This window comes from Paenisporosarcina macmurdoensis (assembly GCF_042658845.1).
In the GTDB taxonomy this organism is placed as follows: Bacteria; Bacillota; Bacilli; order Bacillales_A; family Planococcaceae; genus Paenisporosarcina; species Paenisporosarcina macmurdoensis.
This window is the reverse complement of the sequence record NZ_JBHSRI010000025.1, coordinates 252,208-273,385: the sequence shown is the minus strand read 5'-3', so window position 1 is coordinate 273,385 and position 21,178 is coordinate 252,208. Positions and strand designations below refer to the sequence as shown.

The 21,178-nt window shown below is 36.1% G+C and carries 18 protein-coding genes and 1 pseudogene; 7 read left to right on the top strand and 12 right to left on the bottom strand.

The features are described 5' to 3' along the window. Positions 1–238 precede the first annotated feature (238 nt). The 4 genes from ACFPYN_RS15010 to ACFPYN_RS14995 all read right to left on the bottom strand — a co-directional run bounded on the left by ACFPYN_RS15010 (position 239) and on the right by ACFPYN_RS14995 (position 5,888). Positions 239–2,203 (bottom strand): phospholipase D-like domain-containing protein, encoded by a 1,965-nt coding sequence (locus tag ACFPYN_RS15010; protein ID WP_377735285.1) that lies wholly within the window; start codon positions 2,201–2,203, stop codon positions 239–241. A 232-nt stretch (positions 2,204–2,435) separates the two neighbouring features. After that, positions 2,436–3,248: a YitT family protein gene (locus ACFPYN_RS15005; protein ID WP_377735284.1), complete on the bottom strand. Its 813-nt coding sequence runs from the start codon at positions 3,246–3,248 to the stop codon at positions 2,436–2,438. A gap of 290 nt (positions 3,249–3,538) precedes the next feature. After that, complete coding sequence (locus ACFPYN_RS15000) at positions 3,539–4,321, bottom strand: YqhG family protein (protein WP_377735283.1); 783 nt, start codon at positions 4,319–4,321, stop codon at positions 3,539–3,541. Between the two features lie 34 nt (positions 4,322–4,355). After that, positions 4,356–5,888, bottom strand: a complete 1,533-nt coding sequence (locus ACFPYN_RS14995; RefSeq protein WP_377735282.1) for a DEAD/DEAH box helicase — start codon at positions 5,886–5,888, stop codon at positions 4,356–4,358. Between the two features lie 323 nt (positions 5,889–6,211). On the opposite strand from ACFPYN_RS14995, the gene ACFPYN_RS14990 reads away from it, so the two are divergent. Further along, entirely contained in the window at positions 6,212–7,063 is an 852-nt protein-coding gene (locus ACFPYN_RS14990) for an STAS domain-containing protein (RefSeq protein WP_377735281.1), read from the top strand. A gap of 103 nt (positions 7,064–7,166) precedes the next feature. On the opposite strand, the gene ACFPYN_RS14985 is transcribed toward ACFPYN_RS14990, so the two are convergent. The 6 genes and pseudogenes from ACFPYN_RS14985 to ACFPYN_RS14960 all read right to left on the bottom strand — a co-directional run bounded on the left by ACFPYN_RS14985 (position 7,167) and on the right by ACFPYN_RS14960 (position 13,424). Beyond that, on the bottom strand, positions 7,167–7,706 hold the full coding sequence (locus ACFPYN_RS14985) for an NADPH-dependent FMN reductase (protein WP_377735280.1): 540 nt from the start codon (positions 7,704–7,706) through the stop codon (positions 7,167–7,169). Between the two features lie 75 nt (positions 7,707–7,781). Beyond that, positions 7,782–8,765 carry a ring-cleaving dioxygenase gene (locus ACFPYN_RS14980; protein WP_377735279.1) on the bottom strand — a complete coding sequence of 328 codons (984 nt, stop codon included), beginning with the start codon at positions 8,763–8,765 and terminating at the stop codon, positions 7,782–7,784. Between the two features lie 68 nt (positions 8,766–8,833). Then, on the bottom strand, positions 8,834–9,268 hold the full coding sequence (locus ACFPYN_RS14975; RefSeq protein ID WP_377735278.1) for a MarR family winged helix-turn-helix transcriptional regulator: 435 nt from the start codon (positions 9,266–9,268) through the stop codon (positions 8,834–8,836). Between the two features lie 457 nt (positions 9,269–9,725). After that, positions 9,726–10,787, bottom strand: a complete 1,062-nt coding sequence (locus tag ACFPYN_RS14970; protein ID WP_377735276.1) for a Ger(x)C family spore germination protein — start codon at positions 10,785–10,787, stop codon at positions 9,726–9,728. Beyond that, positions 10,784–11,875 (bottom strand): GerAB/ArcD/ProY family transporter, encoded by a 1,092-nt coding sequence (locus tag ACFPYN_RS14965; protein ID WP_377735274.1) that lies wholly within the window; start codon positions 11,873–11,875, stop codon positions 10,784–10,786. Before ACFPYN_RS14965 ends, ACFPYN_RS14970 begins: the two co-directional genes overlap by 4 nt. 29 nt (positions 11,876–11,904) lie before the next feature. Continuing rightward, positions 11,905–13,424: pseudogene (locus ACFPYN_RS14960) on the bottom strand (spore germination protein). A gap of 808 nt (positions 13,425–14,232) precedes the next feature. Between ACFPYN_RS14960 and ACFPYN_RS14955 the strand changes: the two are divergent. The 6 genes from ACFPYN_RS14955 to ACFPYN_RS14930 all read left to right on the top strand — a co-directional run bounded on the left by ACFPYN_RS14955 (position 14,233) and on the right by ACFPYN_RS14930 (position 18,516). Beyond that, a complete protein-coding gene (locus ACFPYN_RS14955; protein ID WP_377735273.1) occupies positions 14,233–14,931 on the top strand; it encodes a response regulator transcription factor in 699 nt (232 codons plus the stop codon). Beyond that, positions 14,918–15,985 carry an ATP-binding protein gene (locus tag ACFPYN_RS14950; protein WP_377735272.1) on the top strand — a complete coding sequence of 356 codons (1,068 nt, stop codon included), beginning with the start codon at positions 14,918–14,920 and terminating at the stop codon, positions 15,983–15,985. Before ACFPYN_RS14955 ends, ACFPYN_RS14950 begins: the two co-directional genes overlap by 14 nt. Positions 15,986–16,060: 75 nt before the next feature. Beyond that, positions 16,061–16,465, top strand: coding sequence for an OsmC family protein (locus tag ACFPYN_RS14945; RefSeq protein ID WP_377735270.1), 405 nt, complete (start codon positions 16,061–16,063; stop codon positions 16,463–16,465). Positions 16,466–16,709: 244 nt separating this feature from the next. After that, entirely contained in the window at positions 16,710–17,192 is a 483-nt protein-coding gene (locus tag ACFPYN_RS14940; protein WP_377735269.1) for a hypothetical protein, read from the top strand. Further along, positions 17,179–17,937: a cytochrome c biogenesis CcdA family protein gene (locus ACFPYN_RS14935; protein ID WP_377735268.1), complete on the top strand. Its 759-nt coding sequence runs from the start codon at positions 17,179–17,181 to the stop codon at positions 17,935–17,937. The genes ACFPYN_RS14940 and ACFPYN_RS14935 overlap by 14 nt, the downstream gene beginning before the upstream one ends. Before the next feature lie 18 nt (positions 17,938–17,955). After that, entirely contained in the window at positions 17,956–18,516 is a 561-nt protein-coding gene (locus tag ACFPYN_RS14930) for a redoxin domain-containing protein (protein ID WP_377735267.1), read from the top strand. A gap of 392 nt (positions 18,517–18,908) precedes the next feature. Here the strand turns inward: ACFPYN_RS14930 and ACFPYN_RS14925 are convergent, their stop codons facing one another. Further along, complete coding sequence (locus tag ACFPYN_RS14925) at positions 18,909–19,250, bottom strand: hypothetical protein (RefSeq protein WP_377735266.1); 342 nt, start codon at positions 19,248–19,250, stop codon at positions 18,909–18,911. Between the two features lie 250 nt (positions 19,251–19,500). Beyond that, positions 19,501–21,177, bottom strand: coding sequence for an ATP-dependent nuclease (locus ACFPYN_RS14920; protein WP_377735265.1), 1,677 nt, complete (start codon positions 21,175–21,177; stop codon positions 19,501–19,503). Position 21,178: the final 1 nt, after the last annotated feature.

The window sequence follows — 21,178 nt, the reverse complement described above, 5'->3', positions numbered from 1 at the left end:
GTATCCTCCTAGTTGTAGATTAAATGATATATTAGAATAGTTATAATTATCAATCAATAATTATATTACCATAAGGATGTAGTAAAACAAGGGCATTGGATAAAAAGGGGAACATAGTGCCACCTATACGGAATCAAATAACGATTTCCGAAATTTTTCAATGCATAACCATGCAACATTACCTATAAATAAAAAAGGACTGTCATATCGACAGCCCTACTGATATAAAAAATTATTTTTACTGCGTTATTGTGCCGCCTGCCTGTGAATAGCGAGCATTGAATTCCTGTAAGAATTGATTCGTAATAGCTTGATCATGAATGATAAGTAAATTCTCATCATTGATGTCTTCACCATTCGTACTCCAATTTGTAGAACCCACAATGACAGTTGGATCGCTATTTGTATCGGCATCAACAATCATCGTTTTACTGTGCAGCTTGCGAGATTCAGCATCTTTGTACACCGGTGCTGCATTTGCCCATCGTGTATTTGGATTGTTGACACTTCCAGTTACAGTTTGTCCTGTCATTTCAATACTTGCAGACCACCACTGAGTCCAAAAACTGCTATCAAAAACACCTTTTACATCGAATCCGGTAAGAGTTCCTTGCTGGTCTTCATAAGACCCTTCCCACTTATTTTTCAATTCATCAACAAGTTCCTGACTACTCCAAGCAAATATAGTGAAATAGGTTTTAAAATCAGCTTCTGTTTTAATAAGATTGACCATTCTGGCAACTGCATGATCACCTGGCGAGAAATACACTTCGATGTTTTTACCACCGACTGTAACTTGGTGCGCAGTGTTATCAATTTTACGTGAGCTAAAGTTAGAAATTTGAAGATCGGGAGTCAATGTGTTTGTGCCCCACATTTCATTAAACTCTGTTTCATAAATTTGAGCCATATCAGGAGAATTTACTTCTACGACATGTTGTTGGTTGCCATCAAGGACACCATTAGCCATATTTTCATCTGATCCATAAAGACCTGTAACCGTGAAATTCCAGCTACCCGTAAATATCCATTTATTATCGATAATAGCGAATTTATTATGCATCTGAGTTGATGGCGAGTAATAGCTGCCGTCAGTCTTTTGTTCTCCTTCAACAAATAAATAGCCTGACATTTCAGTATTTCCTACCATAATAGTCTTTTGAGGAAAATCGTTTGGTGACGAAGGCAGTCCATGGCTTCCGCGTTTTATTGAATCTTCAACGGCCAGCATAGGCGATTCTGAGAGAACCGTTACATCATCACCTGTCCCAATCACCATGTCTTTACCACGAACCATTTCTTCTATATAAAGCCTCATTAATTCAAATCGTTCAATATAACTAGGGTCTGTCGCATCTTTTGAATCTGCAATGACTCGAACGTCAACACCTTGAGACGCTTTCAAAATAAGTGCGTCAACAATTTTCGGAAGATTGATTTCATAAGTCGCAAAATCAATGCTCGTTTGAGCTCCGTTTATTCTTTCAATCAATCGATTTTCAAGATTTACATTGTAATTGGCTTCATTATTAGTAGAAGCATATTGATCAAGTGCACATTTATTGAAGTATATATTTATTGCATCCGGTGCATCGGAAATCTGATTGAGATGTTCTGTTGAATCAGCACATGCTCCATTTTGAGGTTGTTGGGAATTAGCTTTTCCAGGAGTCCCCACTCCTTCAACGTATGTATCGGTTGATGTGTGCCAATTAGCAGCAGCTGTCCCAGTGGCTAAAGGATCAATTCGCTCCATCGTCGATTTTGTAGTATTGTCACCACTATGCCAAGCGTCAACTTGATCAATAACAACACCGCTTCCATCTTTTAATTCAAATATTTCGCCAGTATTGCCCATGGCACCACTATAAATCTGGTTAGCAGAAACTTCAGAAACCGTTGAGTCATTCGTTCTTTCAAGCATAAAGTAGCCATTTGCAGGGATGGTTCCACTTAAAGCAATAGATGGTGATCCATCGGTACTAGTCAACGTCCAACCAGATAGAGATTGGGATGTACTTGTATTATTGTAGAGTTCAATCCATTCATCATTATAATCAACAGTGGTTCCCATCCATGCGATTTCATTAATGACAACTTCCCCGTTCGTAGCAGCCTGAGCATGCTGAACTGGCGACATTGTCGGTGTAATAATTGCAAACATTAAACTTGCAGAAGCAATAATTTTAATGATTTTTTTCATTTTTTTCTCCTTTATAATAAATATTTGTCATCCAACAATATAATCTTACACGTTTCGACAAATTTTAAATATGATTTTATTGTGAATGTTTTGTAAATACGATATTTTAAAATCTGTCAATTAATCGGTGTTTCTTTTTGAATGAATGTGAGTAGGGAAGCAGACTTTATAAAAAGACAAAAAAAAAGAAGATGCCAATCTTCTTCTTTTTTTATTAGTCTAACTATGCCACTTAGTTATGAGCAAAATTACCATCAACTTCAACGGTCTCAAATATATTGATAAATGCATGTTCATCATGCTTTCGAACGATTTTTTTGATTTGTAATGTTTCATAGCGTGTGACAACCATCATTATTATTTGCTTCTTTTCTTGTGTGTAACCGCCGTAACCTTCCGTAATGGTAATACCTCGATAGATCGATTCTAGTAAATCATTACGGATTAAGTCCCCTTTTGTTGTAACAATCTGCATCGTCAATTTGACGTGATTCGTGAAGACCGTATCAATCATTTTACCAGTCAAATAGATAGATAAAAGGGTGTATAATGCGATGTCCCAGCTGAAGAACGCTCCAGAAATCAAAACAATTACTCCGTTCATAGCCGTGAGAAGCAAGCCGATACTAACATTGCTAATTCGAGAAATCATAATTGCTATAATGTCTAAGCCGCCAGAAGTGCCAGCGTATTTTAAGATAAGCCCGACCCCAAGACCACCAAGTCCCCCACCAAAAACAGTTGAGAGCAAGATATTATCGGTAATTTGAACGACTGGCAATATATATAAGAAAATCGACAGTGACACGACACAAATCATCGTATTGATTGTAATGGTTTTTCCAAGTTTGAAATAACCTAAAACAACTAAAGGCAAGTTAAATAGTAAGTTCAATAAGCCGGTATTAAAAGGGGTGATTAACCCTACCAAAATAGCGATTCCACTAATTCCACTGCTTAAAATACCATATGGAACTAAAAAGAAATTAAAAGCAAATGCAACAATGAGTGAACCTATGACGATAATTACGTTTTTCATGAACATATAGATTCCCCTCCTTTTTTCACATTGAAAAACTCGCCCAAGAAAAGGGACGAGTTTGCCTTCGCGATACCACCCATATTCCACCATTCTGTAAAAGAAACGAGCGGCTCCCAGTATCCTACTATCATACACGTTCCATAGTAACCGTGGAAACCCATCAAAGTGATGATTTTCTAGGAAAATCTGTTCGACTTTCACTAAATACCGACTCACTGGGATCAGGAATCTACTCGCACTATTCCTCGTCAAAATTTTAGAAAAAGATGCAAAAGGACGGCCAATTTAACGAATCATTTCAAATAAAATAATCCACCATTTACGATCTCAACTTTAATTCTTGCTTCGTATTGTTGGTCCATCGCTGTTTTCTCCATCTCATAACATTCCGGTTTATTTTCTACACCTTCATAGAAGTATTCTAAAACTTCCCGATCCTTTTTCCATCTTATTTTCGCTTCGTCAGCCCATGTGTGATTGTCTTTTTGGATGATATTTTCTATTGCAGCATCCAATCGTTCTAAGGCTCGCAGGGGCTTTATTATATACGTTATTTTAAAGGCATCATCTGACATAGTTGAATCTAAGTCCACTCCACTTATCCATTCCTGAAAACCATCGATCATATTGCCTGTAATTAGATTAATCCCTAAAGAATTAAACATTTCTTTCGTTTGATCGCTGTAATACGATACCTTATAATTCACGCCTAGCCATGGAGTTAAAATAGTTTTGGTTTTGGCATTATATAACACTTTCTCATACATTTGGACATATGCACCGAGCTTTTTCGTTGTTTGAAATAGTTGATTGAGCCGAGGAGAACCAAAGTGGACCACTTCACCTTTAATGTCTTCATCTAGTTTATTTTGATCAGTGATGAAAGTTAAAATGGCTGGGTTCGGAACGCCATCTGTATTTTCTAAGTACTTCCAATAAAATGGTCGGTTCATAATTTTTTTATCCATTTCAATCGTTAATTGAACAGTCATGTAATGGTTATTACTCTTTATAATATCGCACTTATTTTCCACGAAAAACTTTTGTAAATAACCATGAATTTGTTGTGGATACATGGACATCCTCCTTGAATGAGCCTGCTACTTTATCTCAAATGGTTTTTTTGTATGCTGATAAAATTTCGTCTAAATCACCCACCACTTTTTCAAATACATCAAGTTTAACGTAGAGCAGGTCCAAAATATTTTCTTCGATTGTATTTTGGATTGCCAGATTGTAAATATGAACGTCATGTTCTTGCCCTAATCTGTGGACACGTCCGATTCGTTGTTCTAACTTCATGGGGTTCCAAGGTAAATCATAGTTTATAACATGGTGACAAAATTGAAGGTTAATTCCTTCGCCTCCTGATTCTGTCGCAATGAGGACCTGTGCTTGATCTTTAAATAGTTGTTTCATCCAATCTCGTTTGTTTTTCTTGAATTTCCCGTTAAAGAGGACGCTTGTAATTCCTTTTGTATATAAATACCACTGCAAGTAGGCTTGACTGGCTCGATATTCGGTAAAGATAATCACCTTATCATTTGCCTCAGAAATGATTTCATACGCCTTTTCTGCTTTCGAATTCACTTCCAAAACCATCAACTTTTGAATAATTCCTTCCACGTAATCGATCTCTTGTGCTTCGGTGCATTTTTGTCTCATTTTATTTAAGGTCAAGTATGTAGCTTCTTTGCTGCTACACATTTCCTTTTGTAGAGTGATCATAGAGAAGGCACCTGAAAATACAGATGAAATATTTTTAAGTTCTAGAATCATATCGTAGACTTCTTTTTCTTGTGGAGTGAAATGGATTGGGATGGTTTGAACACGACGTTTTGTCCATTCGATTCCAGTGTCCTGTCTTCTATTTCGCACCATTACTTGATTGACCAATTCTTTTAAATACTCTTCGTGTTCCAGATTGTGTTTACTCGCGGAAAATGCTGCTTGAAACGTCTCATAATTCCCAAGATGGCCGGGTTTAAGTAATGAAATGAGATAAAATAATTCAAATACATCATTTTGAATAGGTGTGGCAGTCAACAGCAAACAAAACTTCTTCTTTAAATTTTGAACAAACTCATAGTTTTTCGTTTTATGGTTCTTTAATTTATGTGCTTCATCAATGATGATCAAATCATAATCTTGCTCATAGATGTTTTCTTTATGCGGGCTTCTTTTCGCCATGTCCATACTCATGACAACAATATTGCAGGTGTTCAAATTGTAATTCTTTTTATATTGCATGGCTGGAATATAAAACTTTTGGTTCAGTTCTTCAATCCATTGATTCACTAGAGATGCTGGGACCAAAATCAATGCTTTTTTCACAAGTCCTCTGATTAAATATTCTTTCAAGATCAAACCCGCTTCAATGGTTTTACCGAGTCCCACTTCGTCTGCAAGAATTGCTTTTCCATTCATCCGTTCAATGACCGTCTCCGCTACTTCTAGTTGATGGACAAGTGGAGTGATATTGGGTAAGTATTTAGGAGATTGAAGTCCATAAAAATCTGTAATCAAATTCGTCTTTACTACTTCGTAAGTCATATTGTATAATGTCCAATTATCCCATGTTTCACGGTTCTCTAATCGTTCTACAAAGCCTTCTTTCCACTCAGACGACCTTTCAATTATCATAAACATCACCTCAGGCAACTTTATCTTTCTTTAAGGTTGTCCAAAAAAGGCATTACTATGTTTTTAAAATTAAATTAACAGTAGAAGCCCTAAAAAAATCAGTACAAAGACAAGAAACTACCACTTTTCTAATATTTAACAACCATGTTATACTAATCTAATACTCATAAAATTAATAAAATGTAAGAATTATATTAAATTTAAACACAATACCCTAATAATTTCTAATAAACTAGTAAAAATATGATGCAAATTACATAAAGATGATGCCAGAGTTTAAATATCATACAGATAGTCGTTATGAAATCATTGGAGGAAAATATATGAACATATATTTACAATCGTTAGGAAAAATGATCGTTGAAAAGAAGTATGAGATTGCTAACGCTGTTCACACTGACCGAATGGGACCAGTCGTTATGACCGAAGAAGAGAGACAACAATTCGAACAAATAGAACAACATATTATAGACATTCGTGCCAACTTTATCCGTTTATTTGGAGAAGCTTTAATTGACCATGTAGATCAACAAAAGGCTGTAGACAACATACTTTTATGGGGCAAGGAGACTGGAGAATACTTCTTCAATTTAGGTGTTCCATTGGATGAAGCATTAAAAGATGCAAGTTTTTACCGAAAACACATATGGTCAGCGATCCAAGTAGAAGTGGAAACACAGAATATGTCAGCAGCGACTGTCTTTGAAATTATAACGATTTTTGATCCCCTTTTAGATCAAGCTATTTATAGTTTTAGCCTTACCTATGTTGAGTCTCATCAAAGATCTCTTGATAATGCGCAAAAAGCATTTATTGAAATTTCAGTTCCTGTTGTTCCTTTATTTCAAGGCGTAGCTGTCTTACCCTTAATTGGTAATATCGATACTGAAAGAGCCAGCATCGTTATGGAGAAAACGTTACATTCAGCAACTAAGCTACAGCTAGAAAAATTAATCATTGATCTTTCGGGAATTCATATAGTAGATAGAGCAGTGGCAGAACAAATCTTCAAAATTGTAGATGCATTAAGCCTAATCGGTGTTCGAACAGTCTTAACTGGAGTACGACCTGAAGTTGCACAAATCGTTGTCAGCCAAGGCATCAATTTTAACGGTTTAACGATCAAAGGAAATCTATCTCAAGCAATGAATGAGATTTTCATTAATTTACGATAAATAATTACTAATTCATTTATGGACGAAAAAACGAGCTGTGACATAGTCACAGCTCGTTTCTTATGCAATCTATTATGGTAAGAATTGTTTTACCCACAATCCTTTATTTTCGTACTGTTTTTAATGCCGCAGTCCAAGAAACTACTTGGTCCAACATTTGGTTTACTGAATCTTTTTGCACATCTGCTGGTTTGAATACTGAGCCATTTTTGAAGTCAGTAAATAATGACAACGCTGGATGTACGCGTACATGCGCTACAGATAATTCACTTAGAATTCCGCGTAAATGTTCAGTTGCACGAGCACCACCTACTGAACCGTATGATACGATTCCGGCTGCTTTATTGTTCCACTCATCACGTAAGTAATCTAGAGCATTTTTCAATGCACCCGTGATCGAGTGGTTGTATTCTTGAGCGATGAATACGAATCCGTCACAGCCATTAATTTGAGCTGACCAAGCTGCTGCGCCAGATGCATCGCCACCTGCTTCACCTAATAGTGGTAATTTGAATTCTGCGATGTCGATGATTTTATACTCAGCGTCTCCGCGTTTATCTGCTAGTTCTTTAACCCATTCCCCTACTTGTGGACTAACTCTTCCTTCACGTGTACTACCTAAAACTATCCCTATTTTTAACATGTCATTTCCTCCTGTTTGTTGTGTATTTTTGTTTGCACCAAATAAGTTTTAAAAAAGTTCATTTACAATCCCTCGTTATTCATATTTTTTTTCAAACACTTTTGTGCTTCGTACTGTATCAATTGGTCGCACAAGTTTTTCAATTTGTTCACGGTTTGGTTCTAAAAATGGTGGTAACGAAAGCTTTTCACCAACTGTTTCATACGGTTCGTCACCCATGAATCCAGGACCATCCGTTGCAAATTCAAATAAAATCTGTGGTGTAACTCGTGTATACAGTGATTCAAAGAAGTGACGATTCACATAACCTGATGTTCGGAAGCCAAGATTCTCAAGGCGATCCGTCCACTCATCTAAAACTGCTCTGTCTTCTACTCGGAAGGCCACGTGGTGAACTGTACCGAAGCCTTGTTGACCATCTGGCAAAACGTCATTATGCTCAACAATAACTTGTGCACCGTTACCGCCTTCTCCAACTTCAAATAAATGATAAGATCCTTCAACAGCAATTTCTTTAAACAACATGGCTTTTTCTAAAATTTGTTTAAAGTAATTCACATCCGCAATACGGACGAAAATCGGACCTAAACCTCTAATCGCAAACTCCAACGGAATCGGTCCTTTTTGCCATGGGGTACCAGAAGCAATACCTTTATTGAACTCATCTGAAATCAGTTGATACTGTTGGTCGTCAAAATCTACGAATGATACTGTCTTTTTACCAAACTGGTCTTGAATACCTGTATGCTTAACTTCTAATCGGTCAAAACGTTTTACCCAATAGTTAAGTGCTGCATCAGTTGGTACTCGGAATGATGTTTTGGAAATCTCATTTGTACCGTGAATCCCTTTTGGTATGTTTGGGAAATCAAAAAACGTCATGTCCGTTCCAGCACTGCCTTTGTCGTCCGCAAAGAATAAATGATATGTTTTAATATCATCTTGGTTCACTGTTTTCTTCACTAATCGCATACCCAATACATATGTGAAAAACTCGTAGTTCTTTTCTGCACTACTTGTGATAGCTGTTACGTGGTGAATTCCTTTTAAATGATTCATGGTTTTTCCTCCTTTAATTTATCCTCGATTTGAATATCTTTAATTCAAGATATATATTTAAAAATTTTTTATAATTTTGCGGCATGATGACCAATTCGTTTAAGAAGTTCAATCGTGTCATTAATTTCATCTTCTGATAACTGTTCAAAGATTTCTTCAATCTTAGCTTCATGCTTCGGGAAATGTTCATCCATAAATGTCTTACCTTGACTAGTGATTGCCGCAAAAGTCACACGACGATCAGTTGGACATGCTTTACGTATAGCAAAATTCTTCTGCTCCAACTTATCTACTACATACGTGATACTGCCACTTGAAATAAGAATCTTCTTACCAATAATTTGGATTGGCTGATCCCCTTTATGATACAACAATTCCAAAACAGCGAATTCAGTTTGGTTCAATCCATGTAAGGCTATATTCTTCTTCAATACTTCTTGAACAGCTTGGGAAGCACGAAGCATAACTGTAACTGCTTTTAATTTATTATTAGCTACTACCACTCGTATCCCTTCTTTCAATATATGTTAAATTTATTTATCTTGAATTGATATATCTTTAATGTGAGATAAATTTAACACGTATGTTTCAGATTGTCAATTGTTTGAGCTTTATTCTATTACACGCAGTACTAACCGAGATTTTCAGATCTTTTAAGAATCCAAAACTGACTGCATGATGAGATAACGATGGTTTGTTCTGCAAATCATGTCGAAAAAATAGATATTTCCTGGGAAATTATTGTCGAATCAAATCTCTGCAAATAAAAGCTGCGGCTGAAGATGCTATTTCAGCCGCAGCTTTTATGAAAGTGAGGGTACCTCATCTCTGGAAACGGTTCAATTATGGATAATCTACTATTGGAATTAGTCATACAGTAGACACCTTCGAGAATGCTTAATAGATAGCATCTGTCTTCACAATTAGACTGGCTTCATCCAATGTTGAAGATAATGTTCATTACTCAACCACTCCTGACTCCGTAATTTTGACATCCACTTTTACCTTCACATTAATAGTTGGGTACATATCGTACCACTTTTTCTCGTCCCAATTCCTTGTCCGACTTCGGACCTGTTCTCCAAGCCCAAGCGGATCAACCTTTAACGCTTGTAACTTTTTAATCATTATTTCTGCTTCTTCCTTTATATCTTGTTCCATTTGTTTTTCGATTTTTTCATACAATTTTTTCTGTTGAATTTTTTCACCGGAGTGTTGCCTGATGATTCCATCAATTTGAATATTTATTGTGATTTCTGGATTTGTTTTATTGTTACTGACTATAAATTTTCTTTTTGATCCAAGGTTTCGGACAAAGGTGTCATTTTGAACCTTGTAAGAACCATTTTTCGAGGTTTCAGCTAACACAGTAAACACAAACAATTCACTGAAATCGATTTGACCCACCAATTTATCCTTATCAAACAATGCGATACCGCTAACCTCCACTTGGTCATTCTCCAATTTCAGTAAAGGTAAATATGGATCTTTTCCTGTTGAATAATAATCAAACATATATTGGTGAAGATCCTTCTTTGGTATCAATCCCAGATTCGTGTTTTGCTCGATGATTTCGGAAACATACCTCCCGGTGTCCTCGTTCTTAAATTGTGTGGTTAACAGCTCTTTTACTTCACCATCTACAACAGCCAACGAGAGATTTGTCGTTACATTTGGATCACGTTGGAAATTATCCACAAGTTCAAAGATTCCTTGACCGGCAAGTTCGCTGCTGAAGAGAACCAATTCCAGCTTCCCAGTTTCTACAGATTTCGGAGATTTTGTATCTATTTTGACGAGAATTTCTTTACTAAGCGAAGAAGTTTCCGTAAACGTTTCACTCGAAATGGACTTATCAGGATTATAGATGGGGACCACAACTGTCGCCTGAATAAGGTCTTTGTCAACATAATCGTATCCTATAGCAGAGTCTAAGTGAAGGTCATCCAATATTTTTGTTCTTACACAACCTGTAAGTATAGATGAAATAAATAACAACAGAATGATAAACGGCTTTATCATCCTTTCCCCCTCACTTTATGATGGATATGGGAGATAAAATATAAAAATGGTATATAAAGAAAAATGAAGTAAAAGCCTATTTTAGATACGTTTGTATTTAACATGTCAACACTACTCCGATCTGTCAGCAAACAATTCACGACAAAAGTAATGACAAGCAATACAATTAAGGCCGTATGCTGCGTGACGCCAAATAACTGCTTAACCCCTCTGCTGGAAGACCATATTGCAAGACAGATGTTGGGCAATATGACCAGCGCATAGGTTGCAATCCCAATATATTCGAATCGCTCGACGAATGGCATCTCCACAATTTTCCACATACTTAATGTTGCCCAGACGGTCCCTTCTAGCTGTTTTTCACTGTAATAAGCAAACGATACGACCGTTACCAAAAGATAAAAAAATGTCGTGAAAAGTGCCCCGAAATGGGCCCATTTTTGAGATTTTTCCGGCTGTTTGATAAAGGGGTAAAAAATAAACAGTGTTTCAAATCCTAGAAAGCTTAGTGCTGATGCTTTCGTCGAGATGGCGATTTCTTTTATGCTATGGTCAAAGATTGGTAATAAATTTCTAAAATCTGCAAACTCTAACGGAAACCATATGGTTAACAGCAAGTATAAGGGCAAAATTACTCCAAAAAAGCTCACACCTGCTACGGTTCGAAATCCCCCGGAAACCACGTAATAGGTAAGTAACAGAAACAACAGGCTAAATGACCACACTTTTAAATCCGGAAACATCCAAACCTGAATAACCTCAATAAATGTGCGGAGGACGGTAATCGCAAAAAATAATAAGTACACGAGAAAAAATAAACTAAACAGGCCACCTATCCATTTTCCGAATAGATCCCTATGAATGACCGTGATATCTCCCTTCCCCTTTTTCATTATGCTATAAATCATCCAAATCAGGAGATTGACTATAAGCCCAAAAGCTAATACAGCGATCCAGGCGTCATAACCTGCAGATTTGGCGATGTATCTCTGGAACCCCAGTACTCCAATTCCTATTTGAATGGTATGAACAAGAAAAAAAACAAGAAAAGGCGATACAAGAAATCGTTCTTTAATCGCTGTTGGCATTTTCCCACCTCCTTCTAACCATCCAAATTTTATTCATCGATATCTTTCTTTTCGTTCGCTTGTTTTTTATTAAAACGTTTCGAATCTTTTGTCCGCAACAAACTAGGTCTTTTCGATTGGGATGAAAATGGCAAACGTATAAGTGCATCTTGCATATCGGCCCAACGCGGCGGGTAAATTGGTTCTAAAAATGGCCTGCCTAATGATGTTAGCCGAACTAAGTGAACAAGCAAAAAGCAAAAGCAGAGAACTACGCCGACTAATCCCCATAACTGGGCAAATAAGAGAAAAGGAAAACGAATCAATCGAATCGAATTGTTCATCTTATATATGGGAGTGGTAAACGAAGCGAGTGCTGCCAGAGCTACGATAATAAGCAAAACATTACTCACCAGTGCAGCTTCAACTGCCGCTGTTCCAATTACAATACCCCCAACAATACCGATTGTTTGTCCAATTTTTGTGGGTAATCTTGCCCCAGCTTCACGTAACAGCTCAATGGCCATTTCCAAAAATATTACTTCTAGTATTGGTGGAAATGGCACATTACTTCTTGACGCGACAAGCGTAACCATTAACTCTTTTGAATTAATTCATAGTGATAGGTGACGACAGCAACGTAAATCGGGGTTGAGAAAATAGAAAAGGCAACCGCAAACAGCCGTATAATACGGAAAATCGATGCAATATGCCATGATAAATAATAATCTTCAAAAGCAGAAAAAAATTCGACCAGTGTGGTTGGTCCTATCAATGCTTGAGGAGAGCCGTTTACAAGAATCACCACTTTTCCTTCCGCTAATACAGCAGCCACCCGGTCCGGCCGTTCCGTATCCAACAGCTGTGGAAACGGCGAATTCTGGTTATCCGAAATTATCTGTGCAATATAGGAGCTATCTATGATCTGATCAAATTCAATATCGTTAAGTCGCTGAATGACGGTATTCACATTTTCTTCATCTGCAATTTTTTCAATATAAAGAACTGCCACTCTCGTTTTCGTAAGAGTGCCAACCATTATCTCTTTCGTTTGCAAATCAGATATAGGCAGTCGTTTACGTATCAGATTAAGATTGCTATCTAAAGATTCTACAAATGATTCTTTTGGTCCAATCACGCTATATTCCACTTCAGGGATTGAAATAGCCCGGCCAATTCGCAATTCTGCCCGGACTAATGCGCACATATTATCCTTTTCATTCAATTGAATCATGACAAATCCGGTTAATATCAATTTTTCAATTTTATCAATCTCACTTGTAATCATAATATTTTCAACCGGAATAGACGCCTTTAACTCTTCATACGTTCGTACTGGTTTGTCGTTGATGTGAGCAAGAATATCACGATGCAATATTTCTACGTCAATCAATGATTTAAAATATGAAATAGATAAAGTACTCGAAGAATGGTCATTGGAATAGCTAATAAAATCACTGGATTTGTTTAATCGACTCATGATTTCAGAAAGATTTTCATTTGATTCCTTTGTAGATTCTTTTGCCGATTCTTTTGATTCACTTTTTTTCTTTTGAAACCACTTTTTCACTGTACTCACCGTCTCCTGTTTAAAGAAATCCAGAGGTATCCTTTGTTTGTTCCCCTATACCTCAACGTAAAAGACAATTAAGTTTCGCGTTTTATAAGTTAAAAAAGCAAAACTAGAAATGACAAATCTCTTACATTCATTGTTAACAATAATCAATATATATAAACAAAAAAGAACGTTAGCCACTAATGTTCAGGGTTGCCGCAAGTACATTTTTCTATGAGGTTGATAGTTTGAGGGAAATCGCTGCTTCTTTTCTAGTAGATAGAAATGAAGTGCGATAGTGTCCAAATCAAGAGGAACAGGAATTACCTGTATATATGCCAAACTACTGTACAATTGCTATTTCCATATGGTTCGGTATTCCTTTTGGACAATAAGAAAAGTCGTCAAAGCAATTATGCTTTAACGACTTTTTTGTATAATTTAACTGGGACTTTAATTACTAGATCTCTGAAGGAACAACAGTATTCATTGGAATTGAAACAATTAATCAAAAATGGTTTTTCTTAATCAAACATTAACAAACCCCATTCATAATGGATGGTAAAGGAATGTTGTTATGAATGACATTAGGCTATTTTTTAGCAGGGGGATGCTGTCTTTTCCCTCAGTTACTACCTATATCACTCATTTAACTGGCGGTAAGATGGAAAAATCTAAAATGCTAGTCAATCGTACAACGCTATAGATGAGGTCCATTGGGTTTATTATTGGATTAAGTAATATCTTTGTAGATGGCAGGATTGCTTAAATAATTATTAATGAAGAACATAAGAATATTTCAAATGTAGAAAAGGTGAAAAACTTGAATCAAACGAATCTCATTGGCAAATCTGTATTAATTGTAGAAGATGATCCAAAAATCCGGAATCTCATTAAGATTTATTTAATCAAGGACGGTTATGAGGTCATTGAAGCTAGTAATGGAGCTGAAGCAAAGGAAAAAATTCAACAGTTCGATCCATGTATTTTGATCCTTGATCTCATGTTACCTGGAATTAGCGGTGAAGAGATCTGCAGATGGGTGCGTGAAGATTTGAAAAATATGATGCCTATTATCATGCTTACGGCAAAAGCTACTGAAAAAAATAAAATAGAAGGCTTCAAATTAGGGGCTGATGACTATGTTACCAAGCCTTTCAGCCCTGCTGAATTGATGGTTAGAATCGAAGCTGTGTTAAGAAGAACGGCAAGCCGTTGCGGAAAGTTAAGTTTTACAGGATTTACGATTAAACCGGCAAAAGGCGAAGCATGGATAAATGGAGAAAAGCTTGAATTAACCCACTTCGAATTTAAGCTGCTCCATACATTTATGCAACATCCCAGTCAGGTTTTATCCAGGGAACAAATCTTAAATATTATTTATGAAAATAATGAAAAATCTGTATCCGACCGAACCATTGATGTTCATATCAAGCATTTGAGAGGAAAGATTGGTGAAAAGACACCCAAAGATTATATTCAGACTGTGAGAGGAATGGGGTATAAATTTGTGGGTCTTTAGAAAGGTATCCAACCTATTGTTAAGACTGGTGGCGTTGAATAGCCTCGTTATCCTGCTCGTCATTCTCCTTGCTGCTTTGTCTGTGACGGATTATGCCTGCTATTTGGTCAATTCTCAACAAGTCACTGGACAGGAATTTGTTGATACATTAAATGGATTCCTTTGGAAAGTCAGCATTGTGACATTTATTATTGCAGGATTGTTTCATTATTTTACAGTTAAAAAAATTGTTGGTCCCATTAAGCAGTTATCGATTGCTGCAAAAGAAATCAAAGAAGGCAAAACACCTTCCAAAATTGAAAGTTCTGCTACAGGAGAATTAAAGGGACTAATTGAAAACTTCAATTCAATGTCAGAAACGCTCTCTTCCGTTCAAGAACAACGGGAAGAAATGCTGAAGGATATTGCACACGAGCTTCGGACGCCATTGACCAATATAAACGGTTATCTAGAAGCACTGCAAAACAAAGTAATTGATGGGAACCCTGAATTATTTGGTTCACTGTTGGAAGAATCCCGCCGAATCACAAGAATTGTTGAGCTTATTACAGAATTAAATTATTGGAATAACGGACTTTATTTTTCAGAAAAACAATTTGATCAAGTAGCAATTAACAATGTGCTGTCAGAGTCATTAACAGCCTTTCAATTAAAACTACAGAATCAAATCACGGATATGGACGTTAATATTGAGGATGCTGAGATACTGGGCAATAGGGATGGTCTTATGCAAGTCTTTACTAACGTGCTTCAAAACATCCTTGATTACAATACGGGAACATCCTTGAAGATTAATGGTGAGATAAAAAATAATAGATATATCATAACCTTCACTCATTCTGGTCAATTTATTGATTCTGATAAAAAGGCCATGATCTTTGAACGTTTTTATCGTCTGGAAGAATCAAGAAGCACTAAGTCCAACGGTGCCGGTCTTGGGCTTGCCATTAGCCAAAGCATTATCACTGCACATAAAGGCGATATCGGTCTAGATACAGATGGCACTCATCATACTTTTTGGATGGACTTCCCTTTCCAACCTTTGACTCAATAATGTGGAAGAGTGATTGTCTTAATCAAATCTTAACAAACCATGTTCATACTCATTTTGAAAGGGGTTTAATTCAAAATGAAATTTACTATCGAAAATGAAAAAATTGTTGGCGATTTAGGTTTCGGGTCGCTACCTATTTCTCCTAACGACACAATTGGTTATCGTCCCTATGAGCTTTTTGTCTCTTCTTTAATCGGATGCAGTGGAACTTTGCTCGGAAATATTTTGAAAAAGAAAAGAGTTGAGCACAAAAGGATAAAGATGGACGTCTCATCTGTTAGAAATCCGGATCATGCCAACCGAATTGAGCAACTTTCTATAACTGCCTATGTCCAATCAGACCAACCCTTAAGCGAACAAAATGCAGTGAAGATAGCTGATTTAGTCGTCAAAAATTGTGGAATGATTCAGTCTGTCATTGAAACGATTGATGTAACTTTCATAGTCAAGACGTCCACAGTCAATAGTGATGTCCGTTGACCTATTTCTTCAAACTATCGGTATATTTTATTAATCACGAAAGACATTGAAACGGGGAACATCATCAATGGTGGAGAGCACTAAATTCATATCAATTTTCATTCCTATTGCTAGTATATTTGGAGGAATCCTATCTTTTTACATAATGAGTGATTTGCCTAAATTGCAGAGGAAAAGACATATAGAAGAAATAACTTCGCAACTTATTAATTTCGTGCTTTTTATTTGGATGGGAAAAATCATCTTGAATTTCCCTGTATTTATCAGTGATCCATTGGCTATATTGGCATATCCCGCCGATTCGAGTGCGTTTTATCTAGCTGTTTTATTCAGCTCATTACTACTTTTTTATAAGTCTAAACGGGGTCAAATGAATGTGTTGTTGTTTATCCAGTCTTTTATTTTTGTGTTTTTAATCGCTTCATTTTTGTATGAATTTATGGAGTTTGCTTGGTATGACAATCCGTTTTCGTTTGGCTATATGATTTTACTGGCGATTCTTCTCATCCTATTCCTAACCGCCCAAGGACGTCTAGGAAGCCATACCTTAATAAGCGCTTTGTTAATCGGATGGTCTTTAGGAATATATATACTTATGACGATCCAGCCTTTTGTTACGGTATTTGGGTATATGGTGACACCTTGGTTTGTAGGATTGTTTTTTGCAGTGAATTTTACTCATCTCATATTAAATCAAAGAAAGAGTGGTTATATTGAGCGGAATTGAAACAGATACAGTCTTAATTGTCGGAATGTTGCTGGCTGTCGGTGCAGGGGCTCTCTCCTTTCTATCACCTTGCGTACTGCCTATTTTTCCGGCGTACCTGTCCTACATAACAGGAATCAGTGTAAAAGAATTGCATGGAAATCAAAGCTCTGAAATCCGCAAGAAATTATTGAGCCATTCAATCGTCTTTTTATCAGGAGTTTCGTTGGTTTTCATTAGTCTGGGAGCCAGCGCTTCTTTTTTAGGAGAATGGCTTCAAACCTTATTAATTGGTGATTCAGGTTTATTTATCCAGCGCATTGCTGGGATTTTTATCGTGATAATGGGCTTCTTTATTGCAGGTTGGATTAATATTACAAATTTAATGAAGGAAAGACGTTTCCAATTTTCAAAAAGACCTGCTGGATATATAGGGACATTCTTTATTGGACTCGGCTTTGCTGCGGGCTGGACCCCTTGTATCGGACCGATTTTCGGGTCCATCTTACTATTGGCTGCAAGCAATCCCGCCCAAGGCCTTCTTTACACCGTGATGTACGTAATTGGTTTTGCTTTGCCGTTCCTTATATTAACGTTTTTCCTCGGATCAACGAAATGGATTGTTCGCCGAAGCGAAGTGATTATGAAAGTGGGCGGCGTCATTATGATTATTATGGGTCTTGTGTTGTTTTTAGGCCTGATGCCGATTATTTCAGGATTTCTACTTAAATTAATCGAAGATACTTGGTTATCAAAACTAGGATAAGTATGGGGGTTATTATCAATGAAGAAAACAATTCTTATTGTGGTTATAACGTTAATGGTCAGTTGGACTGTTTTTGATCTTATAAATTCAAAAGAAAAGACAGCTAACCAAGAAGATACAAAGATTGATGAGGCTGAAGGTTCTGAGGAGACAGGACTTGCAATAGGCGATCTAGCACCCGATTTTGAAGTGACAACTTTGGAGGGTAAAACTGTTCGTTTATCTGATTATAGAGGGCAACGCGTCTTTATAAACTTTTGGGCTACTTGGTGCCCGCCATGCAGAGCAGAAATGCCAGACATGCAAAAACTATATGAAGAGACGGACGTCGATGTAGAGATTTTGGCGGTCAATATAATAGAGTCAGAAAAAAGTGAGAAAGATGTCACTGAGTTTGTAAAAGATTTCGGTTTGACGTTTCCGATACTGATGGATGTAAAATCAGTTGTGTCAACTACCTATGAAGTACAGGCATACCCTACTTCTTATATGATTGATTCATCTGGTCGAATACAATTTATTGCGCCTGGTGCAATGAATCATGACTTCATGCTTCAAGAAATAGAAAAGATGAAATGAAGAATTAATTACAAGTGACTTTATTGTCAATCTAAGCTATAGATGAGATGAAAAGAAAGAGCTGTCCTAAAAGTCATAAAATATGACTAAGGGCAGTTCCCTTTTTTATTTAGTAGAGGTTGATTTTCGTTTCAGACGGACGCTTTCCGCGGGCATGGCGTCAGCCTCCTCGACGAGCAAGCTCGCCTGTGGGGTCTTCCGCTCATGCTATTCCCGCTGGAGTCGCCGTCTTCCACTGCAATCAATTAATAAGTTCATGTTGTGTAAAACAGACAATTATAAACTGGTTACAATGTTCAAATGTAAGTGCAGAAAAAGACTCCTTTTTCTATTCTTTGAACATAATATAACTGAAGACTAAAAACCAGAATTTATTACAATCGAAAAATTGATTACTTGTTAGTAATGCTTTCAATTTCGGTATATACTCCAGTGCTATAACTCACATAAGAAATATGTTGCAGAAGTCCCCCAATTGTTGTGAAATTACAACTAGCCACCTTTGCCTGAACGGGGAAAGTATGTTTATACCAATTTCTTGTTATACACCCATTAACCCCAATTTCTTTAAATGCAGCTTCAAATTCTTCAAACGTAACTTTTTTAGAATTCCCGTTTTTCCCAATAGAATAACGAATTCCATCATTTTCTATTTTTAGGATTTCACTCGTAACCTTAGCTTTTCGAAATTCTAAACCTTCATATAATGATGCTTTAAATAATTCATACTCCATTTAGTTTCCTCCTTTTTGTCTAGGCTTTTAATCGCAAATCCTATTATATGATCATCGAGAAAACGAGCTCGAGATGGTCACAGCTCGTTTTTTCCTATAGACAATTCCTGCGGTGTATTTGCATCCAAGGCCCCCTTTGCAGATGATTCCTCAGGCCATTCATATGTTAATTCGTCTTTTCGAAATGCTGTTTCATGACTTGTACTACAATGGCCAAATCATGTGGAACAAGACCTACTTATAGGTACCATTATGCTTGTTCTACCATCGCTTCTATCATTGGATTGAACAGTCTCTCATAATCTTCAATAGTCTCGATTTTATGGAATCCATCTGGTAGAGTACGCTCTTCGTTATTGCAAAGAATGACATTATAAACACTTTTGATTTTTTCTTTAGCCAGACTTATTTCAGTATCCACTGAATCATCATTCATTATTTCATAAATTTTTCGTGTTTTGTTACTCCCCGATATACTCCCTAAGCCTAATGCAACTTCAAAAGTATGAACAGATGAGTATATATTTACATCTTCATTAATACTATTTGCAAAAATGCTTTTACAATTGGTTAATTGGGCTCTTAATGTACTTATTGAAAAATCCGGATTGTTATCAGAATCATGTAATACCGTATATTTTGTTTGGAATTGATTTAAAATTTTCATTAATGTGGCTACTGTAGATTTACCTTTAGCTCTAATAATATGGAGATTATCTTTATTCATTTTAACTAACTGATTAAAAGCAATATATTCTGTATCTCCTTCAACAATTAATATATTATCCGCAAAGAAAAATTCATTTACATATGAATCTACATAATTAAGAATTTTTAAATTCTTAAAATCATCATCGTCAAATTTTTCTGTATCTGATTTATATAGTTCTATGGCATCTGATTGACCTACTCTAAAAATTTGAATAGAGGTATGTCTTTCTTCTAGATTTATTAATATAGGAGAGTGAGTTGAAATAATTAATGGCATCTCTCTGCCAATTTGATACAACGAATCGCTTAAAGCTCTAACTGCTTCAGGATGTAAAAAAGCTTCAGGTTCATCTATTAAAAGCATTTTATCATCTCTATTACCAATGAGATTATTATCAATCATATTCTGAATAAGATATATTAATGTCATTCTTTGCAATCCAGTACCTTGGTTAGATAAATGCATATCTGATCTTTCATCTTGATTTATAAATAAATTTGATTTCATTGATTTAACAATTTCACTTGAGCTAATGCCTCCACTTTCTCCACCACTTATTTTAAGTGATATTGAATCATTAGAAAATAAACGTTGCAAAGCCACGGAAACTTGGCCACTTACCAATCTTAAAGATTCATCTAGGGTTTTCTTTAAAGATGTAACAAACTTAGGGATTGATAGTTTTAATTCTTCATATTCTTTTTTTAATTTATGTTCTTCAGAAACATCTTCATCCTCAAATGTAGCATTTTCAATTTCCTGAATTTTATTTTTAGTTGCTTCCGAATATATATTTTGGACCTGTGAATTCAAATCGTCTATAGACATGGCTGGAGTAATATAAAAAGGATCATTAGATAAAATCACATCCAAATTAGCTCTAAGTTGATGAGATGCCTTTATCTCAATACCCTGGTCGTCAAAAAATTTGGGAGTACTTCCATTAGAATATTTTTTTGTAAATGTAAATGATTCTTCACCAAAACCAAATTTTCCTCTAAAGATTATTTCTTTACCCTCATCTGTATAGCAATCTATTGGAATAGTATTAGATTTTGTTTCTTTTTTAAAGAACCAATTTATCGCCTCTAATAGGGTAGACTTACCCGTATTATTTCTACCAGTTAATATCACAATTGAACTCTCATTAATGTTCAAAGTAAAATTTTCTTTAAAAATTTTATAATTTTCTACCGAAAAACTCTGTAACTTCATA